This is a genomic window from Meiothermus sp. Pnk-1, from assembly GCF_003226535.1.
GTDB lineage: Bacteria > Deinococcota > Deinococci > Deinococcales > Thermaceae > Allomeiothermus.
Map to the genome: position 1 here is coordinate 86,546 of NZ_QKOB01000004.1, position 26,967 is coordinate 113,512.

At 58.3% G+C, this 26,967-nt stretch carries 24 protein-coding genes and 1 pseudogene; 12 read left to right on the forward strand and 13 right to left on the reverse strand.

The window, feature by feature from the left end; genetic code table 11:
* Positions 1-2 precede the first annotated feature (2 nt).
* From DNA98_RS07625 to DNA98_RS07660, 8 genes are all read left to right on the forward strand, one after another.
* Positions 3-908, forward strand: a complete 906-nt coding sequence (locus tag DNA98_RS07625) for a proline/glycine betaine ABC transporter permease (RefSeq protein ID WP_110528576.1) — start codon at positions 3-5, stop codon at positions 906-908.
* On the forward strand, positions 905-1,735 hold the full coding sequence (locus DNA98_RS07630) for a glycine betaine/L-proline ABC transporter ATP-binding protein (protein WP_110528579.1): 831 nt from the start codon (positions 905-907) through the stop codon (positions 1,733-1,735). The genes DNA98_RS07625 and DNA98_RS07630 overlap by 4 nt, the downstream gene beginning before the upstream one ends.
* Positions 1,736-1,837: 102 nt before the next feature.
* Entirely contained in the window at positions 1,838-3,331 is a 1,494-nt protein-coding gene (locus DNA98_RS07635; protein ID WP_110528582.1) for an aldehyde dehydrogenase, read from the forward strand.
* Positions 3,332-3,536: 205 nt separating this feature from the next.
* Positions 3,537-4,685: an iron-containing alcohol dehydrogenase gene (locus DNA98_RS07640; RefSeq protein ID WP_110528585.1), complete on the forward strand. Its 1,149-nt coding sequence runs from the start codon at positions 3,537-3,539 to the stop codon at positions 4,683-4,685.
* A gap of 2 nt (positions 4,686-4,687) precedes the next feature.
* Positions 4,688-5,812: a mandelate racemase/muconate lactonizing enzyme family protein gene (locus tag DNA98_RS07645; RefSeq protein WP_110528587.1), complete on the forward strand. Its 1,125-nt coding sequence runs from the start codon at positions 4,688-4,690 to the stop codon at positions 5,810-5,812.
* A 21-nt stretch (positions 5,813-5,833) separates the two neighbouring features.
* A complete protein-coding gene (gene fae, locus DNA98_RS07650) occupies positions 5,834-6,334 on the forward strand; it encodes a formaldehyde-activating enzyme (RefSeq protein WP_199489367.1) in 501 nt (166 codons plus the stop codon).
* A 25-nt stretch (positions 6,335-6,359) separates the two neighbouring features.
* Positions 6,360-7,352: an aldo/keto reductase gene (locus DNA98_RS07655; protein WP_110528594.1), complete on the forward strand. Its 993-nt coding sequence runs from the start codon at positions 6,360-6,362 to the stop codon at positions 7,350-7,352.
* Between the two features lie 8 nt (positions 7,353-7,360).
* On the forward strand, positions 7,361-8,791 hold the full coding sequence (locus DNA98_RS07660; protein ID WP_110528597.1) for an NAD-dependent succinate-semialdehyde dehydrogenase: 1,431 nt from the start codon (positions 7,361-7,363) through the stop codon (positions 8,789-8,791).
* 150 nt (positions 8,792-8,941) lie between these two features.
* On the opposite strand, the gene DNA98_RS07665 is transcribed toward DNA98_RS07660, so the two are convergent.
* From DNA98_RS07665 to DNA98_RS07690, 6 genes are read right to left on the reverse strand one after another with little or no spacing between them, the layout of a single operon-like run.
* Positions 8,942-10,543, reverse strand: a complete 1,602-nt coding sequence (locus DNA98_RS07665; RefSeq protein ID WP_199489368.1) for a DUF885 family protein — start codon at positions 10,541-10,543, stop codon at positions 8,942-8,944.
* Positions 10,540-11,691 carry a Gfo/Idh/MocA family protein gene (locus DNA98_RS07670; RefSeq protein WP_110528600.1) on the reverse strand — a complete coding sequence of 384 codons (1,152 nt, stop codon included), beginning with the start codon at positions 11,689-11,691 and terminating at the stop codon, positions 10,540-10,542. Before DNA98_RS07670 ends, DNA98_RS07665 begins: the two co-directional genes overlap by 4 nt.
* On the reverse strand, positions 11,688-12,788 hold the full coding sequence (locus tag DNA98_RS07675) for a ketopantoate reductase family protein (protein ID WP_110528603.1): 1,101 nt from the start codon (positions 12,786-12,788) through the stop codon (positions 11,688-11,690). Before DNA98_RS07675 ends, DNA98_RS07670 begins: the two co-directional genes overlap by 4 nt.
* A 25-nt stretch (positions 12,789-12,813) precedes the next feature.
* Positions 12,814-13,695, reverse strand: coding sequence for an oligopeptide ABC transporter permease (gene opp4C / locus DNA98_RS07680; protein ID WP_110528606.1), 882 nt, complete (start codon positions 13,693-13,695; stop codon positions 12,814-12,816).
* Positions 13,688-14,644 (reverse strand): ABC transporter permease, encoded by a 957-nt coding sequence (locus DNA98_RS07685; RefSeq protein ID WP_110528609.1) that lies wholly within the window; start codon positions 14,642-14,644, stop codon positions 13,688-13,690. The genes opp4C and DNA98_RS07685 overlap by 8 nt, the downstream gene beginning before the upstream one ends.
* A gap of 39 nt (positions 14,645-14,683) precedes the next feature.
* Positions 14,684-16,291 carry an ABC transporter substrate-binding protein gene (locus tag DNA98_RS07690; RefSeq protein ID WP_199489369.1) on the reverse strand — a complete coding sequence of 536 codons (1,608 nt, stop codon included), beginning with the start codon at positions 16,289-16,291 and terminating at the stop codon, positions 14,684-14,686.
* Positions 16,292-16,445: 154 nt separating this feature from the next.
* On the opposite strand from DNA98_RS07690, the gene DNA98_RS07695 reads away from it, so the two are divergent.
* The 4 genes and pseudogenes from DNA98_RS07695 to DNA98_RS18055 form a co-directional block, all read left to right on the forward strand.
* Positions 16,446-17,642, forward strand: a complete 1,197-nt coding sequence (locus DNA98_RS07695; protein WP_110528614.1) for a hypothetical protein — start codon at positions 16,446-16,448, stop codon at positions 17,640-17,642.
* Positions 17,642-18,433, forward strand: coding sequence for an IclR family transcriptional regulator (locus tag DNA98_RS07700; protein WP_233493158.1), 792 nt, complete (start codon positions 17,642-17,644; stop codon positions 18,431-18,433). Before DNA98_RS07695 ends, DNA98_RS07700 begins: the two co-directional genes overlap by 1 nt.
* 9 nt (positions 18,434-18,442) lie before the next feature.
* Positions 18,443-19,471, forward strand: coding sequence for a D-2-hydroxyacid dehydrogenase (locus DNA98_RS07705; RefSeq protein ID WP_110528619.1), 1,029 nt, complete (start codon positions 18,443-18,445; stop codon positions 19,469-19,471).
* A gap of 108 nt (positions 19,472-19,579) precedes the next feature.
* Positions 19,580-19,778 (forward strand): annotated as a pseudogene (locus DNA98_RS18055) (IS1634 family transposase); the annotation flags it as partial.
* A 117-nt stretch (positions 19,779-19,895) separates the two neighbouring features.
* Here DNA98_RS18055 and DNA98_RS07710 read toward each other — a convergent pair.
* The 7 genes from DNA98_RS07710 to DNA98_RS07740 form a co-directional block, all read right to left on the reverse strand.
* The gene (locus DNA98_RS07710) at positions 19,896-20,828 is read right to left on the reverse strand and encodes a sugar phosphate isomerase/epimerase (RefSeq protein WP_110528622.1); all 933 of its coding nucleotides are present in this window, start codon (positions 20,826-20,828) and stop codon (positions 19,896-19,898) included.
* Between the two features lie 499 nt (positions 20,829-21,327).
* Positions 21,328-22,188 carry a carbohydrate ABC transporter permease gene (locus DNA98_RS07715; RefSeq protein WP_199489370.1) on the reverse strand — a complete coding sequence of 287 codons (861 nt, stop codon included), beginning with the start codon at positions 22,186-22,188 and terminating at the stop codon, positions 21,328-21,330.
* Between the two features lie 12 nt (positions 22,189-22,200).
* Positions 22,201-23,073 carry a carbohydrate ABC transporter permease gene (locus tag DNA98_RS07720; protein ID WP_110528627.1) on the reverse strand — a complete coding sequence of 291 codons (873 nt, stop codon included), beginning with the start codon at positions 23,071-23,073 and terminating at the stop codon, positions 22,201-22,203.
* Positions 23,074-23,075: 2 nt separating this feature from the next.
* The gene (locus tag DNA98_RS07725) at positions 23,076-23,636 is read right to left on the reverse strand and encodes an SIS domain-containing protein (RefSeq protein WP_013159422.1); all 561 of its coding nucleotides are present in this window, start codon (positions 23,634-23,636) and stop codon (positions 23,076-23,078) included.
* Between the two features lie 88 nt (positions 23,637-23,724).
* Positions 23,725-25,074 (reverse strand): sugar ABC transporter substrate-binding protein, encoded by a 1,350-nt coding sequence (locus tag DNA98_RS07730; protein ID WP_110528981.1) that lies wholly within the window; start codon positions 25,072-25,074, stop codon positions 23,725-23,727.
* 48 nt (positions 25,075-25,122) lie between these two features.
* Positions 25,123-26,166 carry a zinc-binding dehydrogenase gene (locus tag DNA98_RS07735; RefSeq protein ID WP_110528630.1) on the reverse strand — a complete coding sequence of 348 codons (1,044 nt, stop codon included), beginning with the start codon at positions 26,164-26,166 and terminating at the stop codon, positions 25,123-25,125.
* Positions 26,163-26,936 (reverse strand): DeoR/GlpR family DNA-binding transcription regulator, encoded by a 774-nt coding sequence (locus DNA98_RS07740; protein WP_110528633.1) that lies wholly within the window; start codon positions 26,934-26,936, stop codon positions 26,163-26,165. The genes DNA98_RS07735 and DNA98_RS07740 overlap by 4 nt, the downstream gene beginning before the upstream one ends.
* Between the last annotated feature and the right edge of the window lie 31 nt (positions 26,937-26,967).

The window sequence follows — 26,967 nt, forward strand, 5'->3', positions numbered from 1 at the left end:
ACATGTTCATCAACATCAGTTTTGCCCCGGTGGAGGCAGCCTTTCGCGAGTTCGTCCGGAGCTATGGCTTCATCTTCGATGCCATCAAGCACGTTCTGTTGCAAGGGTTCTTGGTGCCGCTAGAGAACCTTCTGCGCAGCGCGCCGCCCTGGCTGGTATTGCTGGTGGTGGGCCTGATCGCTTTCCACGCTACCCGCCGTTGGCTGCCCAGCCTCGCATTCGTGCTGTGCTTGTATTTAGTGGGTTGCTTCGGGTTATGGGACAAACTGATGTCGACCACAGCCTTGATGCTGGTATCGACAGCCATGTGCGTGGTGATAGGGATCCCGATAGGAATCCTGGTTGCGCGCAGCAATGGGTTGCGGGCGGTTACATTGCCGATACTCGACGTGATGCAGACTATGCCCAGCTTCGTCTATCTAATCCCCATGATCTTCCTTTGGGGCGTGGGTCAGGTCTCGGCTATTTTCGCCATTGTGGTCTATGCCCTGCCGCCCCTGATCCGACTCACTGACCTGGGGATACGGCAGGTCGATCGCGAGGTGGTAGAGGCCGCCACCTCTTTTGGGACTACTCCGCTGCAGCTATTGCTCAACGTACAACTGCCGCTAGCTCGACCCAGCATTATGGCTGGCATCAACCAGACTGTGATGATGGCGCTGGCTATGGTGGTCTTGGCCACCTTGATTGGAGCGCGGGGCCTGGGCGAGACGGTCAACCAAGGAATCGCCAATCTCGAGATCGGCACCGGGTTGCAAGGAGGAGTAGCGATCGTATTGTTGGCGATCGTTATCGACCGTATCACCCAAGCCTACGGGATGGACGCCCGGCAGCGCCGCCGCCTGCTGTACCGGGGTGGGGGCCTACCCAGCCTGGTCCGGCGCGCCAAGCCTGGGGAAGAAGCATGAACAAAGTCGAGGTCAAAGGCGTTTACAAGATCTTCGGAGCGCGGGAGAAGGAAGCGCTACGACTAGCCCAGCAGGGCTTAAGCAAGGAGGAGGTACTCCGGCGCACCGGGTGCACGGTAGGTCTTCAGAATGTGACCCTCTCCATTCCTGCGGGGCAGATCTTCGTGATTATGGGGCTTTCGGGATCAGGGAAGTCCACCCTGGTACGGCACTTCAATGGGCTGATTCGCCCCAGTGCAGGTGAGATTCTCATTGACGGGCAGGACATAACCAAACTCAACGCCCGGGGTTTGCAGGAGTTGCGACGGCACAAGGTCAGCATGGTCTTCCAGGGCTTCGGTCTACTGCCGCACAAGACTGCTCTGGAAAATGCCGCCTTCGCCCTCATCACCCGTGGCGAGAAGCGGGAGACTGCCCTGGCTGTGGGGTGGGAATGGCTTGAGCGAGTAGGCCTCGCAGGCTATGAACAAAAGTACCCCGACGAACTCTCGGGGGGGATGCGCCAACGGGTGGGGCTGGCCCGTGCTCTTGCCGCCAACACTGACATTGTGCTCATGGATGAGGCCTTCAGCGCACTGGATCCCCTTATCCGCAGCGATATGCAAGAGCAGCTATTGCAGCTACAAAAAGACCTGCACAAAACCATAATTTTTATCACCCACGACCTTGACGAAGCTTTGCGCCTTGGCAACCGCATCGCCATTCTCTACCATGGCCAGCTCGTGCAGGTGGGGAGTCCACAGGAGATTCTCATGAGCCCGGCCAACGACTATGTACGCCGCTTCGTAGAGAAGCGAGCTATCAACCTTGCGGCCACACCGCCCTAGAAGATCTGACTTAAAGATCTGAAAAAATCTTGTCGCCAACTTGGAACGATGTTTTACCGGTGAACCACTGTTATAGCAGCGAGTACTCAGGAGGAAGCCAACATGAGTGTAGTAATGCAGACCAACTGGCGCAGCCTGGCACAAAGTCTCCAGCCGCGCAACCAGGCCTTTATCGGCGGGAAATTCGTGGATGCCTTATCGGGCAGAACCTTTCCTACCTATAACCCGGCTACCGGCCAGCTCATCACTCAAATAGCCGCCTGTGATGCGGCAGATGTTGACAAAGCGGTTCAGGTTGCCCGAAGAGCTTTCGATTCGGGGATCTGGCGTGATCTCAAACCGACCGAGCGCAAGGCTATCTTGCTGCGCTGGTCCCAGCTCATCCGCGAACACCTGGAGGAACTCGCCCTGCTGGAAACCCTAGATACCGGCAAGCCTATTAAAGAAAGCGTCAGTGTGGATGTTCCCTCATGTGCCAGTGCCATCCAATGGTACGCCGAGTGTATCGACAAGCTTTACGACGAGGTGGCTCCCAATGGTCCCAGCAGCTTGGTGCTGGTCACCCGCGAGCCCATAGGAGTGGTGGCGGCGGTGGTGCCATGGAACTACCCGCTCATTATTAGCAGCTGGAAGATTGGCCCGGCGCTGGCAGCAGGTAACTCGCTCATCCTCAAACCTGCCGAGCAGTCCACGCTCTCCGCGCTCAAGCTAGCCGAGCTGGCGCAGCAGGCTGGCATCCCCGATGGGGTCTTTAACGTCGTACCTGGTCTGGGCCCCGAGGCGGGACAGGCTATTGGTCTGCACCCTGACATCGACGCGGTACTTTTTACCGGCTCTACTGAGGTTGGCAGGAAATTCCTGGAATATAGCGCTCGCTCCAACCTCAAGCGGGTAGGACTCGAGCTGGGGGGCAAGAGCCCGCACATCGTCACCAAGGATGCAGACCTCGAGAAGGCCGCTATGTATGTGGCCTATGCCATCTGGTACAACATGGGCCAGACCTGTAACGCAGGTTCGCGGCTTATCGTCCATCGCAGCATCAAGGACCAGCTCTTTGAGCTGATGCGGCCATGGGCCAGGCGTCTTTACCCTGGTGATCCTCTCGAGCCCACTACCGAACTCGGCGCTCTAATCAGCGCTGAACACTGTGACCGGGTGAAGTACTATATCGAACTCGGGCAGCAGGAAGGGGCCAGAGTTGCTTTCGGGGGTAGGCAGATCCTTCAAGAAACCGGGGGCTGGTTTCTCGAGCCCACTGTGCTCGAGAACGTGCATAACGACATGCGAGTAGCAAGAGAGGAGATCTTCGGGCCAGTACTGGTAGCCATTGAATACGACGAGTTAGAGGAGGCCGTTGCTATCGCCAATGATTCCGAGTACGGTCTGGCTGCGGCTGTTTGGTGCCGCGACATCACCCAGGCCCACCTGGTCGCCCGTCAATTGCGGGCCGGCACTGTCTGGATCAACGCATTCGACCACACCTCCATCAATGCCCCCTTTGGTGGCTACAAACAGTCCGGCCATGGGCGCGACAAGAGTCTACACGCTTTCGACAAGGTGACCGAGCTCAAAACCACCTGGGTGGAGCTGCACTGAGAAGCGAGGGCCAGAAGGCGCACTCCATGACGATGGGACTTGAGAGTGGTGAACAACCCCACCAGAGCAGCGATGGTAAGTAGCAAGCGACGCTGGATGCCAGAAGTGAGGGGCTAGATCAAACAAAAAGTTCGCATCTTCTGGGATCTATTCAAGCTAAGTGCAGACTATGTTTGGTTTGCCGGTTGCTAGGAGATTTTGAGTGATGACTGCGTACGAACTGGGAAGAGTACCGCGCATCTTGGTAGGCGGTGAGATGGTCAAGGGGTTGGGTACTTTAGTCAGAGGGCTGAGCGGTAAAAGTGTTGCCTTCGTGGTAGATGGAGCCGTGGCCAGGGGGGGGTACCTCGAGCACCTCCAGCGGGCTCTGGGCGGCATCCCCTCAGCCACCTATCTGGTACCGCCCGGCGAGCCTACCGTAAAAGTAGTCAACGAAGCAGCCACAATGGCCCGTGGTCTTACGGAGCCCGTAGTAATCGGGGTGGGGGGAGGTTCCACGCTTGATACGGCCAAGCAGGTTGGGGGAGTGATTGCTGCCCATTACCCTATCGAGCACTACCTGCTCTGCGCCAACCCCTGGGGCGGGCACAGACCGATCATCGCGATCCCTACTACCGCCGGTACCGGTTCCGAGGTAACCCGTACCTGCATCGTCAGTGATGCCGAGGGACGCAAGATGTGGACCTGGGGCGATGAACTTCTGCCCGACGTGGTGATTCTAGACCCGGCGGTCAGCGCTACCATGCCTGCTTGGGTCACCGCCTCGACGGGGCTAGACGCTTTGGTGCACGCCCTCGAGGCCGCCACTGGACAGCGAAGAAATCCTATCTCGAAAGGCATCGCGCTTCATGCGATCCGGCTGGTGATCAGGTATCTCCCCACTGCGGTGCGTGAACCCGGAAACTTGGTAGCCCGCCAGGGTATGCAGGAAGCTGCACTTTTAGCAGGCATGGCTATTGATAACTGTGGCACGGGCATCGCTCACAACATCGGTCATGCGCTCGGAACGCTCTATCACATCCCCCATGGCATCGCCGTCACCGTGGCGCTCGAGGCCGCTCTGCCCTGGAACCTTCAGGGCAATGCAGCAGTCTACACAGAGGTTGCTGGGTGCTTCGGGGTGAGGCCGGAAGACCTCCCTCGGGCCTTCCAAGGGCTGCTCGAGGCCAGCGGCTTCGCGACAGCACTCCAAGGGATACAAGTTGAGGCTATGAACGCCGATGACCTCGCCACCGCCATGCAGGCTCCTGAGAACCAGCCCATGCTCAAGAACAACGTGCAGGTAGCCGATCAGGTTGCGATACTGCAACTGGCGGAGAGAACTGTCAAAGTTTGGCAATCCCACCGGGGCTAATCATGGCCATCATCCGCATCGAGATCACCCACCATCAGCTCCCACTAAACCCGCCCTTCCCGGCCTCCTGGGACCCTCAGCCACGCACCAAGTTTCCGGTCACCCTGATTCGAGTTTTTGACGATTCAGGACACGTGGGGATCGGTTCTGGGGACGCCATGTATGGCTTTGCCGATTATCAGCGCTACTTTATCGGCCAAGACCCGTTAGACCTGGAGCGTCACCACGCAGTGCTCTCCAATATCGACTTTCATGCCGGGAGGCCCTGGCCAATGGACGTAGCCCTTTGGGATCTGGCTGGCAAGATCCGCGGCGAGCCGGTGTGGAAGATGGTGGGTGGGAGCTCCAATCGCATCCGCGCCTACGCCAGTAGTGGGGTGCACCGTCCGGTGGGCGAGATGGTGAAGCTGGCCAAACAGGTGCTCGAGCGGGGCTTTCCCGCTTTCAAGGTGCGATTCGGGCGGGAAAGCCTGGCAGAGGATCTGGCCGTAGTGGCCGCCATCCGCGACGCGGTGGGAAGCGATCTGGAAATCATGGTGGACTGCAACCAAGGCTGGCGGATGCCCTGGGATACCCAGTCGCCATGGAACCTGGAGAAGGCCCTGTATGTAGCGGAAAAACTTCAGGACGAGCGAGTTTATTGGATGGAAGAACCCCTCCACCGCGGCGACTACACAGGCTACAGTGAGCTTAGGAGGCGGGTTTCGATCCGTATCGCGGGGGGCGAAATGACCCGCGAGCCTTACGAGTTTCGTGAACTGCTAGAGCGCGACTGCCTCGACGTGTTCCAACCGGACGCAGTGTGCACGCTGGGTATCAGCGGGCTACGCAGTCTGGCCTATGCGGTGCATGCCGCTGGAAAAATCTTCACCCCTCACACCTGGGGCAATGGCATCGGATTGATGGCCAACCTGCACCTCACCGCAGGAACCGTGGGAGCACCTTTCATCGAGTTTCCCTATGACCCACCGGAGTGGAGTCTAGAGCGGCGCGATTACCCGCTCCAACATGTTATCGATGTGGACGAAGCAGGCTGGATAACCCTGGGGGAAGCACCAGGGCTGGGGCTCGAACTCAATGAGGAGCTGTTGGCGGCGACGGTCAGCAAGCAGGCTACTTTTGCCTGAGAAGCGAGGAGAAGCATGGATATGTACATCGGAGAATCCTTTGTTGGCAGCGGCCCCAATGCGGCCCACATCAACGTAGTGCTGGGACCAAGAAGCGGACCGGTAGGCACCGCCTGGGCCAATGCCCTGAGCAGCCCCAGCGCGGGGCACCTGCCCTACATGGTGGTGTTGCAGCCGGGGATTCCAGTTAAGCCCGCTACAGTGTTTGTCAATAAGGCTGCACTTTCGGGGGAGCGTCACGAAATGATGACCTGGGGTCCAGCCCAAGCTGGAGTGGCTAAGGGCATCCAGGAATGCCTGCTCGAGGGAGTCCTGCCCGCCGACGCCGAGGATGGATGGTGCGTGATCGCAGCGGTCTGGGTGGATCCTAAGGCAGACCAGGCCGACGAGGTGTTCGCCAATAACTACCGAGCTGCCAAGGACGCGGTGACCAACGCCCTGGCATTGCTACCGCGCTTGAGCGAGGTGCGCGAAGCGGTCCGCGACGTGCATAACCCCTTTTATACCCCAAAGGGCTATTAACCAACCAAGCCGCAGTGGGAGAACTATGGAATACGTGCGTTTTGGCAACACCGGCCTCAAAGTTTCCAGGCTATGCCTGGGCACCATGACTTTCGGCACTCCCCAATGGCGGCCCTGGGTACTGGATGAGGGGGCCTCAGCCCCTATCCTCAAAGCGGCCCTCGAACGGGGAATCAACTTCTTCGATATGGCGGATTTCTATTCGCTAGGCGTGGGGGAGGAGGTGGTGGGGCGCACCCTGCTTTCCCAGGTCCGCCGGGAGGAGGTGGTGCTGGCTTCCAAGGCTTACTACCCAATGGGCCCCGGTCCCAATCAACGGGGCCTCTCGCGCAAGCACCTTTTCCATGCCATTGATGCTTCCTTGAAGCGTATCGGTACCGATTATCTCGATCTTTACATCATTCATGCTTTCGACCCTGAGACTCCCATCGAGGAAACCCTGGAAACTCTTAACGATATCGTGCGCTCGGGGCGGGTGCGCTACATCGGAGCCAGCACCATGTACGCCTGGCAATTCGCCAAGATGGTTTACACCTCGAGGCTGCATGGCTGGAGCGAGTTTGTTTCGATGCAATGCCAGCTCAACGCGGCCTACCGTGAGGAAGAGCGTGAGATGATTCCTTTCTGCATCGATCAGGGTATTGCAGTGACCCCTTTCAGCCCGCTGGCCCGGGGCCTTCTGAGCGGCGACCTTGAGAGCTTGCGCAACCGTACGGACGGCTTTACCGCCGACATGTACGGTGACGAGACTTCATACAACATTGCCAAAGCCGTGGCTCGGGTCGCTGAGGGACGTGGGGTGAAGCCGGCTCAGGTGGCCTTGAGCTGGGTAGTCAACCGCCCAGGGGTAACCTCGACCTTGTTTGCCGTTGAGAGCATTGCCCAACTCGATGAGCAGATCGCCGCTCTAGAGCTCCGGCTAACTGCTGAGGAGCTATGGGAGATCGATCGCTGGTACACCCCCTGTGATGTCATCAACGATCACCACCCCCATCGCATCCCTCGCACCCCGCGATAGGAGAAAAAATGCTCAGGCAAACCTTCAACACCCAGGCGTTGATCGACGCGCAATGGATCACCCCAGGCCGGACCTTTGCGGTGCATAGCCCCTACTCGGGCGAGGTCATCGCTCAGGTGGCCGACTGCGGCGAGGCCGAGGCCCGGCGGGCCATCGAAGCTGCGGTTACGACCTTCGAGGCCTGGCGCCACACCACTGCCTACGAACGCGCGGCGCTGATGAGAAAGTGGCACGCCCTGATCCTGCGTGACGAGCAGACCCTGGCCCAGACCATCGCCATGGAGATGGGTAAACCGGTCAGCGAGGCGCTGGGCGAGGTGCGCTACGCGGCCAGTTTCATCGAGTGGTACGCTGAGGAGGCCAAGCGCATCTACGGCGAGACGGTGCCCAGCCAGTTCGCCCACAAGCGGCTTTTCGCCATCAAGCAGCCGGTGGGGCCGGTGTACGGGGTGACCCCCTGGAACTTTCCCGCTGCTATGGCTACCCGCAAGATCGGCCCGGCTTTTGCCGCAGGCTGCACCTTCATCCTCAAGCCCGCCGAGCAGTCCCCCCTCACCGCCCTCAAGCTGGCCGAGCTGTGGCTGGAGGCGGGTGGGCCGCCCGGAGTCTTGCAGGTGCTCCCCACCTCCGACCCGGTGGCCCTCACGCGGGTGATGATGGCCGACGAGCGCGTCCGCAAGATCACCTTCACCGGCTCGACCGAGGTGGGCAAGATCCTCGTGCGTCAGAGCGCCGACACCCTAAAACGCATCTCCATGGAACTCGGCGGGCACGCGCCTTACCTGGTCTTCGAGGACGCCGACCTCGAGCAGGCCGTCAAGGACGTGGTGGCCTGCAAGTTCCGCAACGCGGGCCAGACCTGCGTGTGCACCAACCGCGTCTACGTGCAGCAGAGCATCGCCGAGGCCTTCAGCCAGAAGCTGGCCCAGGCCGCCGCCGGGCTCAAGGTGGGCGACCCCCTCGACCCCAGTACCCAGATCGGGCCGCTGGTGGACCGGCAGGGCCTGGAGAAGGTCAAGGCCCACGTCGAGGACGCCAGGGCCAAGGGCGCTACCGTGCTGACGGGAGGGGAGACCATGGGCGGGTTGTTCTACGCTCCTACCGTGCTGGAGGGGGTTCGGGAAGACATGCGCATCATGAGCGAGGAAACCTTTGGCCCCGTAGCCCCGGTGATCACCTTCAAGACCGAGGAGGAAGCCATCCGGGCCGCCAACAACACTCCTTACGGCCTGGCAGCCTACCTCTGGACCAGGGATCTCAGCCGGGCCATCCGGGTAGCCGAGCGACTGGAGTACGGCATTATCGGGCTCAACGATGCAGTTCCTTCCACCGCCCAGGCCCCCTTCGGCGGGGTCAAGCACAGCGGCTTTGGCCGCGAGGGCGGGCACTGGGGGCTCGAGGAGTACCTGTATGTGAAGTATGTTTCAGCGGGACTGTAAGGGTTGCCAGTGCTGTGAGCCAGGAGCGAACAGTTTTGGTTTTCAACGCTTTCATCAACAAGCGTATCTAGCCTTGGTACATCCACGCTTCGCTTGCCTTAGGAAAGCTGCCCGAGCACTGGCGTGTAGTCACGCGATCGGGGCGCAAGTTTAACTCTCACGCAGTTCCTCGGCCACCCAATCCACTGGCAGGGAGCCATAAGAAAGCAACCGGTCATGGAAGGTTCGTGTCTCCCAGTTGAGTTCCTGTCTCAGTTGACGGATGGCCCGAGTGCCGAGCCAGTACATCAGCCGGGTAGCTGGATAGATGGAGTTACGAGTGGTCTCTGACCATACCCGGCCCCCGGCTATACCTACTGCCTCGCGGTAGAAGGTGCGCATCTCCTCGAGCCCCCACCTCCCCCGGTGCAGCCGAATATCCGCCACACACATCGCTGCGTTGCGCAGCTCAGCGTGTTTGAGCGCCAAGCGCTCAGCGGGGGTGTAAAAGCTCTCGACCTCGTTCATCAGATCCTGAACGTAGCAGGCCCAGCCTTCGATCATCGTCCCCCCCGAGAGCATGGCGACTCCCGAGGCGCAGTCGGTTCCCGCGAGCTGTCCCAATCGTACTTGAGAAGTCCTGGCTCGAGCATTTTGGGTGTGGTGCCCGACCGAGCCGTGGTGCACCACGTGGGTGATTTTAATGGTGGCGAGGTTTTGTTGACGCAGGTACGCTTCGATGTCATCGCCCGGTGGGAAGACCCAGTAGATGCTGCCCGATCCTGCCCGCTCCACAGGAGGTGATCGGTAAAAGAGAAAATACAGTTCTCCGACGATGCTTTTAGCCCACTCTGGTAAGTTTTTAAAGCTCAGACTATATTCCTTCGCGGGAGTCACTAGCCCTGCCGCGTCCGCCAGCTCGAGCGCCCTCAGGTTCCAGTGCTCATAGGTAGGGATCACATCCTCGAGCGCCGGATGGTCGTTCTCCAAGGCGGAGAGCTGTTCTCGCCAATTTCGGGAAGGGTCAAGCTGATCGCCCATCCTCGCGAGTTCGCGCCTATATTGCTCGAATCCCGCAAGGGCCAGTTCTTCAGCTTCGAGAGGGCCAAACGGCAACCCATGGACCTCGCGCATGAGGAACTCGAGGAATTCTTCGCCACAAGCCGGGTTGGTGTCGGGATGCCTCTCAAGACTGGCGAAGAACGAGCGGGCAGCTTGACTAGCGGTTTTCGACGGTACCTCGAGCTTCTCCGACCAGCACGGATGAAGCCGCAATCCTTCGTCTAAAAGCCGAACGAGTGCAGTGCACTCGAGCTTTGCCCGGCGTACCCAGTCGGTGGGAACGGCTCGGTTGGCTAACCATTGCTCGCCCAATTTCAGGAATCCAGGGAGAGTCTCGAGCCGTTGGCGCAAATCGTCAGGGTTGCGCGGCGGATCGCTAGGTAATAAGAGGGAAATCAGCCCAAAAGCAGCTTCCCCGGTGTACCAAGCGGGGTTATGGAAACGCGGGCGCACCTCAAGCTCGCGGATTGCCAAGCGCAGCTGGGCGCGAAGCATCCGGCCCTCCAAACGCTCCGTGCTGGAAGCTCCCGGAGGACAGCTTTCCGCCTCTCGCAGGAGTGCTTGCAAGGCGAAAAGCTCTCGCTCGATCACCCCGGCATCGGCAGGCGGCAACCGGTGGTCGTGACCGTCCAACCCCATGAAGGTCGCGTCTACCGGATGAAACTCGGCGTAGAGCTTGAGGAATTTCTCAACCAGAGCGAACAGGCTCAAGCGCGACTCTCCTCAGTTTCTGCGCTATAGGGCCTAGATTGCGGAAAATCTACCCAGCGTCGCTCGAAGTGGGCCTGGACAATAGCATCCACGGCCTCCTGGCTTTTGGCCCCATCGTAGAAGGTGCATTCTTCGGGTGTGTCGTCCAGAATCTCGTCCACGAAGTGCCGCACCAGGTTGCGGTAGTAGAGTTCGGGCCAGGGGGTGTGCAGGTCGGTTCCCGGCGGATAGGCTGAGGCGGGCAGCTCGACCCGCTTGAACTCCACGTCGTCAGGGGTGGCGAAATGCAGCGTTTCCGCAACCCCGAACTCGGTAACAAGCCGGGCTACCGCCGCTCCCTTGGAACCGTAAACCCGCAATTCCACGCCGGGATAGTTTCCTATCGCCACGTATGAAGTTTGCAGCATTCCCTGAGCTCCCGAGACAAACTCCGCGATGGCTACGGTGCCATCTTCAACTTCGATACGCTGGAGGCTATCGCCATAGCCCCGTACCACCCGCTCGGGTACGAAGTTACGCATCGTTGCGGCCACACTCTTGTACTCACCAGCGCACCATCGCACCAAGTCGAGCAGGTGCGAGCCATAGCCCACGATACTGCTGGGAATCAGCTGGTTCCAGTCGGCTCCTTCAGGGACTTGCCGCAGAGGGAAGTAGGGGTCAAGAAACTGCGAGTTCTGCTCGAGGCCGTGCACGTGAAAAATCTGCCCCAGTGTACCGTCGGCGATCCACCGCTGCACTTGCCGGATGGCAGGGGAATAGCGGAAGGTGAATCCAAGCTTGGTGCGTACACCTCGTTCCTGGGCAGCTTGGGCTACGGCAAAGGCATCCCTGGCGTTTCTAGCCAGGGGCTTCTCGCATAGCACGTGCTTTCCAGCCTCGATCACGGCATAGCTGAGCGGCAGATGGGTATCGGTAGGGGTGCATATATCCACCATCTCCACTTCGGGGTCGGCGATGAGTTGCTGGGCGTCGGTGTACACTCGCTCGATGCCGAAGCGCTCGGCCATCGCTTGCGCCCGCTCGGGCACGAGGTCGCAGATGGCGACCAGGTGGGCACGCTCGTAGGCTGCGTATCCTGGCAGGTGAGCTTTTTCGGCCCAGGCATGAGCGCCCAGCACGCCCACACCGAGTCTTCGTATGCTCATGGCAGTTCCTTTCCGATACCGCGTACGTACGCCTCGAGTTCGTCGTAGTTATGAAACCCTAGTTGCCGCTCGCCGCGCTCGATCTCGAAGATCATGTTCGCCAGTTTCTCCACCAGCTGCGTGTCCGCCCCGGCTTTTTTGCCGTACTCGATCAGCTTGCCGTTCATGGCCCCCACCTCGGAAGGTCGCTTGCGGTACACGATGTCCCACCAGATCCCCGAACCCTTCTTCTTGAACTCGTGCTGAGTGGGCTTCTGGTCTTTTTTGAGCAGCCAGATGGCGTGCTGAATGTTGGCAATGAGCTTCTGCGTGTCGTCAGGGGTTTGCGGTTTGTAGTTAGCGGGGTCGAAGAAGTCGAAAGCTTCCACCTTGATCCCGTTGGCCTCGGCAATTTCTAACGCCTCGCGTACCACCGCTCCGGCAATGCGGGCGTAGCGCTCCACCCCCAGGGTCTCGTGAATCGGGGCATCAGCTAGAGCGCTGAATACGACTTGTTGCGAGTAGACCTCCTTGGCCCAGATCTGCCCCCAGATGTTGGGCGAGAGTTGAACGTTGGTCAGGGACTCGAGCATCTTCGCCAACTCCAGGAGCCTCGGGGTGAACTCCGGCGTACTCATCTCCCCCAGCTGGATCGGCCCCTCGTGGACAAACTCGAGGTAGCCGGGATCCACCAAGGCCCCACCGTAGTTGGGAATCGAGCCCACCACCCGCTCCATCCCGCCTAGCCCGGCTCTATTCAAAATTGTCGCGATGAGCGGTTCATTGAAGCCGTTTTGGAAACTGACGATAAAGGTTTCGGGGGAAATCAGTGGCAGGATTTGCTGCAAGGCACCTTCGGTGTGCTGCGACTTTGTGGCGATCAGCACGGCCTCGAGCGGGCCATTTTTCCGTGTGTGCTCGGGCAGTTGGTCGGGGGTGAGAGCTCGAACCGGGACGGTCATCTCCCCGCGGATACCATCGATGAAGACTCCACGGGCATTCATAGCCTCTACATGTTCCTTCCATTGGTCTACCAGTACCACGTCATAACCTGCGCGGGTCATATACGCTCCCGCCAGGCCGCCGATTGCCCCGGAACCGATGATCGTGATTTTCACCTTAGCCTCCCTCGTGCCTACGAAGCTATAGTCTGGGGTCGAGCGCGTCGCGCAGCCCATCCCCTAAAAAGTTGACCGAGAGTACCGTGACCAGGATGAACAGCCCTGGAAAGGCCGCCAGCCAGGGAGCTGTCTCGAGCCAGTCGCTCGCTCCGTTGAGCAGGTTGCCCCAGGTAGGGGTAGGCGGTTGAACGCCAAGCCCGAAGAAGGAGAGGGCCGACTCGAGCAGGATGGCCCCACCTACCGCCAGTGTGGCACTCACCACGATGGGGCCCAGGGCGTTGGGCAGGATGTGGCGGAACATGATCCGAGCATTGCTGCTGCCCAAAGCCCGCGAAGCCTCCACGTACTCCCTCGCGCGCAGGCTCAGGAACTGGCTGCGCACCAACCGAGCGGTGCTCATCCAGCCTAGGCCCCCGATGATCAGCACTAATAGCCCCAGGCTGGGCCTCAAGAACCCCGAGAGTGCGATTACCAGCGGCAACACCGGGATCGAGAGTATCATGTCGGTGAAGCGCATCAGCACGGTGTCGACCCAGCCGCCGTAGAACCCGGCCAGCGCACCGATCAAAGTACCCAGCAAGGTCGCCACTAAGGCGCTGGAAAGCCCCACCAGGAGCGAGACCCTAGCCCCATATAGGATACGCGTTGCGTTGTCGCGGCCGAGCTGGTCGGTGCCCATGGGGTGCTTGAGGCTCGGCGCGGTGGGCTGGCCGAGCAGGGCCGGATCCTGGCCATCGAAGGTATAGGGTGTGAGGACAGGGGCAAATACCGCTGCGAGGGCAAGCAAAATCAGAACCACCAGCCCGGCCTGAGCCAGCTTGTGGCGACGGAATCGGCGTAAAGCGAGAGCGAGAAAGGACTCATGGTTACGGGAGACCCAAAGGGTAGGGGTAACCTCATTCATAGCGAATCCGGGGGTCAATCAGCGAATACACCAGATCGGTGAGGATATTGGTCAGGATCAAAGCCAGGCTGCCGATCATCAGCAGAGCCATCAGCACCGGGTAGTCGCGCCCGTTCATAGCCTCGATGAAGAGCCGCCCCATCCCCGGCCAGGCGAAGATGGTCTCTGTAACCACCGCCCCCGAGAGGATCCCAGCGAAGTCCAGGGCGACCACCGTGACTACTGGAACCAGGGCGTTCCTCAGGGCATGGCGGTAGGTTACCACCCGCTCAGAAAGACCCTTGGCCCGGGCGGTGCGGATATAGTCCAGCCCCAACACATCCAGCATCGAGCTGCGCACGAAGCGGCCCCAACTGGCAATGTTGGCGACGGCCAGGATGCAGGCCGGAAGGATCAAGTGACGCAGTCGGTCTGGCAAACTCCCGTCGCCAATGGTCTCGAGCCCTGCCGAAGGCAATAAATGTAGCCGCACCGCGAATAGCGCCTGGAGCATTAGGGCCAGCCAGAAAATGGGCATCGAGATGCCCAAAAAAGACAGAAAGGTGAAGGTATAATCTACTGTGCTGTAGCGCCTCAAAGCACTCAGTATACCCAGCGGCAGGGCCACTAGCAACGCCAGGACAAACGCGGTGCCCCCAAGGATCAAGGTCGGGCCGATACGCTCGGAGATATCCAAGGTCACGGGCCGCCCTGAACGGATGCTGTAGCCCCACTCTCCTTGCACGAGAGCCTTCAACCAATGCAAATACTGGATCGGTACCGGCTGGTCAAGGCCCAATTCACGCTCGAGATTTTTCAGCGCTTCCGGGGAAACCGAAGGGTTATCGGCGTACACGTCCAGCGGCCCACCAGGGGCCAGATGCAGCACGGCATAAAGGAGGATGGAAACCCCGAGCAGCAGAGGAATGCTGCTCAGGAGGCGGTGGGCGAAGTAAATAGGAAAGCTCATCGGGCCTGGAGAGAAAAGCCACGGGCTTTAGCCCAGCTTCTACTTTTTGAGCCACCAATCGCTGGTGTTGCGGAAGTTGGTCTGGTTGGTAGGGTTGGGTTTGAAGTTTTGCAGCTTCTCGGTTACCGCTATGATTTGAGGGGCCTCAAAAAGCGGTAGAGTTGCCAGGTCAGCCAACACCTGGTACTGTACCCGAGCCATATATAGTTTGACCAACGAGGGGTCAAGGCTTTGTGAGGCTTTCTCGAGGAAAGCGTCCACGGTGGGGTTAGAGTAGCCGCTGCCGTTATTGAAGCCCTTAGTGCTGTAAAACGAGATGTAGGAATCAATAGGATCAGCGGGGGTGATCCAGCCGGAGTACCAGACGTCGTAGCCGCCCTTGCGCCGCGCGTCGGAGAGGGCTGCCCCAGTCTTGTTATCGGGGATAAGTTCCACTCCCAATGCTTTCATCTGCGCGATGATGACCTGCTGGGCCAGCTCGTACTCGGTGCGCCCGGCCTGGGTCATGAACTTAAAGCTCAGCCGCTTGCCGTCCTTGACCATGATTCCATCCGATCCCGGAGTGAACCCGGCTTCCTTGAGGGCGGCCTTGGCCTTGGCTGGGTCGTATTTGTAGGTCGGCACCGCGTTACTGGCGAAGTCGAAGCTCGAGACCACAAAGGTGTTGAGCGGCCTCAAATACCCACCCAGGGCTTTATTGATGGCATCGCGGTCAATTCCGTAGGCAAAGGCCTTACGTACGTTTAGGTCCTTCAAGAACTCGTTTTTGAAGTTAAAGGTCAGGTGACGGAAGGCTAAGGTTTTGGCGTTGATGACCTTGAGCCCTGGCACGTTGTCAATGCTGGGGGCTAGCGTAAAGGGGATGTTATAGGCAAAGTTGACCTCGCCCGATTTGAGCTGGGTGATGATGGTGTTGGTGTTAGGGATGATTTTAAAAATTATCCGATCCAGGTAGGGAAGCGGGTTTCCTGCCGCGTCCTTGCGCCAGTAGTTAGGATTGCGCTCGACGACCACATACTGACCGCGCTTGAACTCGGTCACGCGGAAAGGCCCCGCACCGAAGGGTTTTTCCCAGAAGGGGTCTTTGTTGAGGTCCTTACCCTCGAGTACATGCTTGGGCAAGATGCCGTAGCTGAACAAGGCCGACTTGAAGCCGGAGAATATCTGTTTATAGTAGATCACCACCGTGAGTGGATCCGGGGTCTCAATCCGCTCGATCTCTTCGGTGCCATCCTTCTCGGGGCCTAGGTATTTGGGATCCTTGATGGCTTCCCAGGTAAACTTTACGTCCGCCGAGGTGACCGGCTCGCCGTCCGCCCATTTGACGCCCGGGCGCAGCTTGTAGGTCACCACCATTTTTTTGCCGTTATCAGTAATCCGGATGCCCTTGTTGGCTAGGGTGGGGACTTCCACTGCCAATGCGGGCTGGAATTTGGCATTTTCGTCTGGGTAGACCAAAGGCTCCAAGAAAGTCGACTGCACATCGGTGAGAAAGCCGCTGGCGTAGGGGTCGAGAGTATCGAGATCGTAGCCCAGGGCTACGGTCAGTGTGCCTCCCCGGTCTTGGGCAGCCGCCATTCCACCTAGCAGAATAGATAAACCCAGCAGTGGTGCCGCGAACGACTTGAGGCGATTCGCTATTCCCATAGCTCCCTCCTTTTTTGCCCATCCTACTCTACTATTACCGAGCTTTTCGAGGTGGATGTGATTGCAACTTTACCGATATAGAGTAAGATTGTCAATGACTTCCAAAGAGATTGTATTCCACTCTGCGGAATAAACCGGCTTTCGGAGGACACGTATGAGCGATCCCCAACCTCAGTCCCCAGAACACGACTTCGACATAGGGCGGCGACTCACTGCACTGGCGATAGGAATAGACCAACTTGAGCGCCGTCTCTCGAAGGGCCGAGGTACGCTGGATTCCGAGGGTCTGGTGCCGATCTATCTGGGCTCAGACCTCGTGCAGCCTGCGGAGTATTCCAGCTGGGAAGAGGCGCACGAATGGCTCGAGGGCTTGGAGCAAGAAGCCCGAAGCTACCCCGCAGGACCCCGCCAACGCTTTTTGCTCGATATGATCGATTCACTTAGGGCAGCGGTGCAGCTATTCAGCGGGCAAGATCTGAGTTTTGCCGAGAAGCTAAAGCGGTTAGTAGGGGTGCCAGCAGAACCGATTGAACCTGAACGGCTCGAGGCCTTGCAGTCCGAGTTGGACAGCCTCTTATCCGGGTTGGGCTACCGTCAAGGCACCCTCGCCGAGCGGGCTGCACGCTGGGAAGAGGAGCGTTTCGTAGAGTCAGATCAACTCGAACCGCTTTTCCAGCGCTTTATGGCCGAAGCCCAGCGCCGCACCGACGAGCGGGTATTTCCCACCGGGGATTACAGCATGCGGCTAAATCTAGTACAGGACGTGCCCTACAGCGCCCGGTGCAATTTCGAGCAGGGCCAGATGGACCTCAACGCTGACTTGCGATTCACTCCCTCTGGGCTCAAACACCTGGTCTGTCACGAGGTGTTTCCTGGGCATTCCACCCAACTCCTATACACCCTCGAGGCAGCCCGACGCGGCGAGAGTACCCCTGACGTGCTGCTATGCACCGCCAACACCGTGGTGGGGGCGATCCAAGAGGGGATCGGCGATCAGGGGATTCACCTCATAGATTGGATCGAGACTCCCGACGACGCGATTTACCTCACCTTGCGCCGCCTGCGCACCGCCGCCGCAACCAGCGCGGCCTGGTATCAGATGGCAGAAGGCTGGCCTCTGGAGAAGGTGCGGGGCTTTCTGCAAGAGACCGCCTTTCCGCAGGAGACCTGGCTCGAGGGGCGCCTGCGCTTTGCGGCACATCCCTTCCGGGGGCCCTTTATCGCCTCCTACTGGTTTGGCGACGAGGCGGTGCGCGAAGCCCGGGAACGAGCTGGGAAGCGGCAAGCCGAGTTCGTGCGCTTCCTATATGGCACTATGAATAGCGTCGAGAGTATGAGGATGTGGGCCTGATGGCACAAAGCGCTCCTCCTGAAACCCCGGAGACCTCGAGTACAGTGCGCGCTGTACAGCGCGCACTGCAGCTCATCGAGGTCTTTGCCCGTAGCCGTGGTCCTTTCGCTATCAGCGAGCTAGCCGCCGAAGTTGGATTGCCACCCAGCACCGTTCATCGGTTGGTGCAGACCCTAATGAGCCTAGATTATGTGGTGCAGTATCAGCAATCCAAGCGCTACGGAGTAGGCCGGGGCATCGCTGAGATTAACCGGGCCATGCTGCTCAAGTATGAGTTCAGCCGTTTCGCTAAGCCCCACCTCGAGGCCTTGGTCGAATCCACTGGCGAGACTGCCGGCTTAGCCGCTCTGTACGGCACCTCGGCGATCTACCTGAACCAAGTCGAAGCCCCTGCGATGGTGCGGGTCTCCAACCCCGTAGGCACTCCGGTTCCCCTGCACTGCACTGCGGTAGGGAAGGTCTTTCTGGCCGACTTCCGCCCAGCTATGCTCGAGGAGACCATTGCCTATGCTGGTCTCGCGCCCAGCACCCCCCATACCCTGACCACCAAAGAATCCCTGGAGCGTGAATTGGAACGCATCCGCCACCAGGGCTACGCCCTCGACGACCAGGAGTACGCCGAGGGGGTGCGCTGCTTGGCGGTGGGGCTACGCGGCAGTTCGGGGGCGGTGGTGGCAGCGCTGAGTGTATGTGGCCCCCTGAACCGTATGAGCGACAGGCGCCTTCCTGAACTAGCCCAGCTGGTAATGGAAACCGCGGACCGCTTTGCCCGGCAGATGCGCGAACCTTAGAGGATCCCGATGACCAAGGTGTTGATTTGTTCTTACTTAGAGCCTGAGTACGTGGAGCGCATCCGGGCGGTGGATGCTTCGCTCGAGGTGATATACGCCCCCGAACTCCTACCCAAACCGCGCTATACGGCAGATCATGTGGGGTTTCCCCTGAAGCGGACGCCTGAGCAACAGGCCCGTTGGGAAGACTTGCTGGGCGAGGCCGAAGTGCTCTTTGACTTCGATTACACGGGGGTTAAGGAGTTGCCCGAGCGGGCTAAGCGGGTACGCTGGATCCAGGCCAGCAGCGCAGGGATCGGACAGTTCGTCCGGCGAAATGGTTACGAGCGTATGAATACGGTCTTCACCACAGCCAGCGGTATCCACGCCCGGCCTTTAGCCGAGTTCGTGCTTATGGTGATGCTCGAGAAGGTTAAGCAAGCGTCTCTCGCTCGCAAACAGCAGCAAGAACGCCTGTGGCAGCGCTTCGCTACTGAAGAGCTCACCCAAAAGACCTTGGCCATTGTCGGACTGGGCAACATTGGGCGGGAGGTAGCCCGGCTGGCCAAAGCCCTGGAGATGCGGGTGATCGCCAACAAGCGCCACCCCAACGGCCAGACCCCCGCTTCGCTTGGGGTGGATCAACTCTTTGCCTGGAACGAGCTTCACCCCATGCTCTCAGAGGCCGATTTCGCCTGCCTAATCACCCCACACACCCCGGAAACCGAGGGGCTGATGAATCGAGCTGCCTTCGCTGCGATGAAGCCGGGGGCGATGTTGATTAACATCGCGCGAGGAGCGGTGGTCGTCGAGGCAGATCTGCTCGAGGCCCTCGATTCCGGCCATCTGGCCCACGCCGCGTTAGACGTAGTTGCAGTCGAGCCGCTGCCCCCACAAAGCCCGCTCTGGGCGCACCCAAAGGTCACCATCTATCCGCACTCGGCCAGCACCAGCGCCTTCGAGAACGCCCGACTTACCGATCTATTCTGCCGAAACCTGCGCCGCTACCTGGATGGCGAACCGCTTCTCAATCGGCTTGACCTAAAGAGGATGTACTGAGAGCCTATCCGAAAAGTCCCGTAGCTCTGAAGCAAATCAGCTCGCAAGCCAGGTGCTGGAAAGCCAAATCCGACATCCCGCACCCCCTCCCGGCTTTAGGGTTTTGGGCTGGAAATCACGCTCAACCTAGAGGTGTGCGACCTGGCCCACCTGGGCTGGGTGGCCGGCACCCTGGACCGGATCGGCCTGGTAGAGACCGTGGATTGGTTCGTAGGGCCAGGGCCGGGGCACGGCGTGGCCCTGTACTGAATACCCTGGGCTTTGTCCCTCTCACTACCCATTCGGCCATTTTTCCCAGGGCAAGCCCATGATCCGGTGGGCCTTTCAGCTATTCCTTTGGAGGCTGGTCTAAGGGGACATCTCTGAACTGAGCGAGTTCGCTTTTTCCTATCCTGGCAAGGCAATCAAGTAGCTTATGGAGGAATCACTCTCCGTCTGAATCACTTTTGATATAACCCCAGCTTCGACGTATCGTTCCCACGCTGACTTGAACATCTTCCCATACGTAATCATCAGCAGCCTCAAATGGATAGAACAGTTCCAGGACCACCGGAATTCCTTCAGGACCATCTTTTAGCAGATCGCGAATTTTGAAAAGGTCAACAATTCCAGGGGTGCTGAAACCCCAGTGCGAGTCGCTTTGTCCATCCGTTTGTTGTAGATGGAGCATACCTATCCTGTTCCCAAGCGCTAGCCAGGGCTCAAGGCGGGCGTGCTCTTGATACAAGGGTCGATACAAGGCGTGACCCACATCGATACAAAGTTTTACTGGAATAAATCCGGTTAGGTGTTCTAGGAGACGTACCGATTCCTCTGGAGAAACAGGGGTTTCCCTAGGCAATGGGGTTGGTTCAATAAGCCACTCACGTATACCAAGCTTACTGGCGTATTCCAGAAGCGTACGTAGATCCTCTACAAGCCTGTCTAGACGCTCTTTGCGACTGGCAGGATTGACATTGTCACGTACAGACATCCCTCCAACTGGCCCACCAATTCTAGGGGTTTCGAGTTCAGCAGCCGTTTCGATCGCAGCGCGCCACCAATTCATGGCGGCTTCTCGCCCTTCGGGCAAAGGATGCAAGAGGTTATTATAGGTGTAGCAAGCCAACCCCACGAACGCACTGTGGATCTCAAGGCCGAAAGCCTTGGCCGCTTTGCTGTGCTGTTGTGCGAGAGATATGCGCAAGAGAGCAGGCCAGAGAGGATCCAGCAGATCAAAGCTAAACTGAACCAGCTCTAACCCGCACGCTACAACCCGCTCAGCCCAAGCCTCAGGTTCTACCCAGCGTTTGACCGCGAAGCTGAGGTTTATCCCTAAAGGGTTAGGGGTGGCGATCACCTGCTCAGAGCCGTTCATAGAAACCTCCTATGGAAGCTTGCAGATGCAAGCACGCTATACTAGTTCACAGCGTGCCCCACATTCAGGTAACCAGAAAGCGTCTACTCTCCTTCCGCGAAAATTATGTAGATCCTCAAAGCGAACCTGAACATGTGGATCCTGGGAGTGAACTGGCAGTGTCCACTTACTACACGGTTCTTGCATTTTTTGGCAAATAGTACTTACGAACAAGTAAAGCTTTGCACAATCTGAGCGGCTACACCATCTGTCAGAAGGCTCTACAAGCTTGACTAAGAATTCTGGCGTAAAGCCCTTCGAGCCGGGAGGCCGCAGACCTGGCTTGGATTTGCCAATCACTGCGCTATCGACTCTCACCGTAAGATCCTTCAAATGTATTAGATGCGGCGCTCATCTCTTGTACCTTGATTTGGGGCTGTTGGGTTGTTTTTCCGGTGCAAAAAGTGCTTCGCCGCAGCAGATCGCCATAGGTTCGAAGTGCCGTGAGCTGGTCGGTGGTCTATTTTATGGCCCCTAAAGTGAGACCTCGTACAAGATGCCTAGACACTAATACAGCGAAGACAATCACTGGTAGCACTATCATAGTTCCTGTGGCCATAATTTCACCCCACGGCAGATCGTACCCACTCATGAATGCAGTGGCAGCAACAGGAGCAGTACGAGCAGCTGCCCGCGTAAGCACAAGGGCATATAGCAACTCGTTCCAGCTAAAGATGAAACAGAGGATGGCAGAGACCACCACCCCTGGGGTAGCCAGCGGCAAGACCACTCGAAAGAAGGCTATAAAGGGCGTAGCTCCGTCTACTACTGCAGCTTCGTCAAGCTCCCGAGGAACTGCTCGGAACTGATCCATTACAATCCATACCACGAGCGGCACGTTAAAGGTCAGATAAATGGCCACCAAGGTCCAGGGGTTGTCAAGAACCCCTAGCGCCCTTGCCAGGAGAAAGAAGGGCAGAGCAAGCACTACCGGGGACATAAATCGGTTGCTAATTATCCAAAACCACACCTCGCGCTTACCTCGCCACTCCCATCGTGCCAAGGCATAAGCTGCAGGTGTTCCTACCAAAAGCGCCAGGAAGGTAGATGCAGTTCCTATGATGAGGGAGTTAAACAGTGAGCGGGCCACATCTACTCGGGAAAGCGCTTCGCGGTAGTGGTCGAGGGTAGGGGTGAAGATCCATACTGGCGGGAAGGCTAACACGTCGGCCCGAGTCTTTAACGAGGCTGCGACCATCCAGAAAAAGGGAAAGACGGTGGCCACGATGACTAGCACTAGCGCTACCCCCACTGCGAGGTGCCCTAGATCAACCCGTGGACGTGACACTGCTTTTTCACGAACTATATCGGCATCTATCATCTTTCCAGCCACCTATTCTGTTTCACGGTAGAACACACGAATGTATAGCCTCGCAAGTACTATGGTCACTACCAGCGATAGAACGGCCATAGCGGAAGCCACCCCGAGATCGAAGACGCGGAATCCAACGCGCTGGGTATATACGCTGATCAGCTCAGTAGCGGAGCCAGGACCACCTCGCGTCATCACGAAAATCAGATCGAACAACTTCATCGCATCCGCCGTACGCAAAATCAGTACGGCGGTAAGCCCCGGAAGCAGGTAAGGCCACTCCACGAAGCGAAACAAATCCCACCGCCGATCCGTTTCGAGAGTGGCCGCTTCCACAGCCTCGTGGGGCACCGAAGTAAGGCTTGCTAGAAACACCAGGGCAAAAAAGGGCGTCCACTGCCAGGTGTCCATGAACGCCACTGCCAGCAGTGCCAGATTAGGATCTCCCAAGAAAGTGACCTTGGCACCACCGAGCAGATAAACTATCCAATTTGCCAGGCCAAAGTCACTATCGAAGATGAGCCGGCCTATCAGACCTACCACCGCAGGGGTAGTTGCCAGCGGGATTACCAGAGCGACCCGAGCAACCGAGCGAAGAAACCCCCAATCCTTTCGGTACAGCAAGAGCGCTATGAACAAGCCCAGCAGAAACTGTACCGGAAGGGTCAAAATTAGAAAGAAAAAGGTGCGCCCTAACGATCCCCAAAAATACGGGTCGCTGAAGACCTGCAGATAGTTGGCAAAGTTGTTCCATCCAAAGCCCAGCGCGGGTTTAGTGATTTGGTAATCACGCAAGGAAACATCCACCGCAAACAGCAGGGGAAAAATCCCGACTCCAAGCAAAACAATAACTGCGGGAGCGAGAAAAAAGTTGCGGGTTCGGGGTGACCACATGCTCACTCCAGGTTGGTATGCCTCAAGCGCATTTGGGCAGGATCTTGACCTAACCGCTCACGCAGCAAAATGGAAATCAGATCAGCGAACACCATCAGCACGGCCTCGTACAGGCTACCCATGGGCAGTATTGAGGTCGCCTCGCCCTGGTCATTTGCCATGGTCTGAGCAGGCAGATACACAATCACATCACACAGCTGAGGAACTGTGCCCTGCGGCTGTGCGGTGAAGCAAAGGGTTCGGGCCTTGGCCTGCCGGGCAGCACGGACAAGGCCCTCTACGGTGAAAAAGTGACCGGGGCCTGCACTTACCAACAGCAAATCACCATCACTCAAAGGCGGCGTGGTCATATCACCCACCACGTGGGCGTCTAAGCCGAGGTGGAACAGCCGCATACACAAGGCCTTCATCATCAGCCCTTCGCGACCGACGCCATATGTAGCGATACGGCGAGCGTGCAAAACCTCATTGAGTAGGGTTTCCGTCGCTTCAGGACTTACCTTAGCAAACACCCCTTCGATCTCGGAAAGAGCTTGGGCTGCCATTGCTCTCAAATCATGCATAACTCCACCTGGTGTTGTTGCCTGCACGGGCCTTCTTAGGTACTCTCGAGCGCTCCGCGCAGGCAACACATCAGCCAACCACTCGAGGCTATTGCAATTTCGGTTTTTTGCCGTCGTAGTATCCGGCTTTCGTCAGAATCTCTTTCACTTTGGCGTTGATTTGAGCAGCACCATCCTTCACCGAAACCTTGCCCAGCATCATCTCGGTGCCAATTTGTGCGATAACCTCAGAGATCTCAGGCCACTCGGGGAAACGTGGACGGAAGATAGGGTTACCCTGTTCCCAGGCCTTTACCATCGGTACCGTAAAGGGGAAAGCTTTCTGGATAGCCGGATCCTTGTACACGCTCATCCGAGCCGAGACACCGCCAGCTCTGACGTAATCCTTGGCCTTAGCCTCGCTGGTGATCCACTGGATGAACAAGTATGCGGCAGCTTGCCGCTCCGGCGGGCTAAACGCGTTGACTCCGTAGCTGAAACCACCCAAAGCTCCCTTGAGACCCGCAGGGCCTGCAGGCTCAGTGGCCACACCGAGGCAGTTGCCAAGCTTGGAGGATTTAGGGTCTGCGAGGGTAGTGTAAAATGCGCTCCACTCGGTGATCATGGCGACCTTACCCTGCGCCAGGGCGTTTACCGCTTCGTTGTGGTCATAGTCGACTATGCCCGGAGGCATGTACTTCATGAGATCCTGACGGAATTGCAGGCCACGCAATGAGGCTGGAGAGAGCAGATTAGGCTCGAAGGTTTTGGGATCGATCAAAGAGCCGCCAAAAGGCCAGAGCATCCGCATAAAGCTGTCTGCGCTCTGTGTCTCTCCGCGTCGGGACTGTAGAGCAAAGGCATACACCCCCGCTTTAGGGTTGGTGAGTTTGGGGGCGTATACCTTCAGGAGTTCTTCCCAGGTAGCCGGTGGCTTGCTAAATCCAGCTTTTTGCAGCATGCATTTGTTATAGAACAACAGCCCAGCGTAGTTATCGAAGGGAAGTCCGTAGATCTTTTTGTCCCAGGTGCCGAAGCTGTCGAGTAGAATGGGGAAAAACCCTTTGAGATTGAGCGCCGGGTCAGCCAGCTTCGGATCGTTATAGAACTTCTCAAGAGGTACCAGCCAGCCGTTGGAGGCGAACTCTCCAATCCATACGACATCGGTGAGTACCACGTCGTACTCCCCGCCGCGGGCAGTCATGTCAAGGACAATCTTCTCCCGAGTGTTTTCGTAAGGGATCACTTCAGTATTCACCTTGATCCCGGTTATCTTCTCGAACTCCGGCAATAGCTTGGCTGCGGCCTTGTACCCGGGACGGTCGAGGAAGATAGCTTTGATGCTGGTGCCAGCATACGGTTTGGCTGCCTCTGCTAGCGACCATCCCTGAGCTGCTCCTATTCCCCCTATGGTGATACACAGAGTGAGGGCCGTAACGAGTGCAACTAGACGCTTCACAACTGCCTCCTTTCCACAATGCGGGGCATTCCCCGCCTCATCGTCCATTCAGCCATCGATCGGGGTTTGTGGCTGAATGTGGATGACGCTTTTGATAATCTCCTCCTTACGCGCAGCCTGAAGGGAGAAGGCTAAAGGGGCTTGATCCAGGGTGAATTGATGCGTAGCCACCGCCCGCAAGTTGACACGGCCGGATGAGGCAAGGCGGATTGCTCGTGGGTATACGTGGCCCATTCGCCTAGAGAGTTTGATCGTGAGTCCCTTACGCCGCACCTGCGAAGCTGTGAGGCTAAAGCGATCACCCTCAGGTATACCGACCAGCACCACTCTGCCACCGATGCGTGCGACCGTGCAGGCGTCTTCTGGACCTTGTGCGCTGTCAGTGGCCTCCAGCACCACCTCCGCTCCCAGCCCTTCGGTGGCCTGTAAAAGTTCCTCTGGGGTGCTATGAACAGCATCTGCGCCAAGCTCCAGAGCTTTACGGCGGCGATACTCTAGCGGCTCAAGGACGTGCACCTCCCCGGCCCCAGCTACCCGGGCTACCTGAAGGAGATACATGCCAATCGCCCCGGCCCCCACCACAGCTACTCGGCAGCCAAGGCGAATCTTCGCGTGGTCCACCGCGTGAATCGCAACTCCGAGCGGCTCCAGCAAAGCCGCGTCCACCGCGTCAAACCCTTTCGGCAGAGGGAAAAGATTGCTCGGTTTGGCCCAGAAGAACTCCCGCATAGCCCCGGGGACTGGGGGAGAACCTGCGAATTCCACGTTGGGACAGAGATTTGGGGAGCCCGCCAAGCACCACTCACAACCACCACAAGATTCGGCAGGATCTACTGCGACCAGTGTACCTTCCGGCAAGCCAAACCTTGCCCCATTCGGATCGTCTACTATGCCAGAAAACTCATGTCCTACTACAAAGGGTTCCCGTACCACTGCACTGCCGATACCGCCTTCGAGAAAGTAGTGTAGATCTGAGCCGCACACTGTTACGGCCTGTACCGCGATGCGCAGCCGCCCTTCCACGTCCGTGGGGGGTTGCTCGAACTCCCCTACCCTGACTTTCCCTGGGCCATCGATCAAAAGAGCTTTCATCGTTTGTCCTCAACTACCTCTACTAGGGTTACTGCCACATCGCGAGCTTGTAGATACTCCACCGCCGACTTGGGCAAGGCTGCATCGCTTATGAGGACATGCACCATCTCCACAGGCGCTACCTGTGGCCCCATCACCTTGCCCCATTTGCTGCTGTCCGCCACCAAGATTGTCTTGCGGGCAGACCGTAAGGCCGCTTGCAAGACCCTGGCCTCGCTCTCTGAATAAACAGTCAGTCCACCCACCGGATCCATGCCGGTGATCCCTACAAAAGCCAGATTAACGAAGACCTGAGCTAGACTAGCCTCAGCTGCTGGGCCGACCAAGGCCTCAGCATAACGCCGCACCGAGCCCCCGGTGAGCACTACCTCAAGTTGGGTAGCGTGCATCAGCTCTTGGGCAATAGGTAGACTGTTGGTGATCACGGTAAGGTTTTCATTAGGCAGCAAGCGGGCGATCTCGGTGGTGGTAGTTCCGGGTGAGAGATAAAGGGTGTAGCCAGGCTGAACCAGTCTGACCGCTGCTTCCGCAATGGCGCGCTTTTGGGCATACTGCTGTACTATGCGCTCTCGGTAAGGAACTTCCTGGACTCCTGCCAAGGCCACCCCACCGTGTAATTTGCGTACTAAACCCTGGGACTCCAGCAGCTGGATGTCTCGGTGGATGGTCATCTCGGATACACCAAACCTCTTGGCTGCCTCTGAGATCTTCACACGGCCTCGTTCGGCAGTCAGGCGTAACAAATTATGACGACGCTCCTCCGGTAGCATAAAACGGCGATTACCTCGCAAAAGAGATACT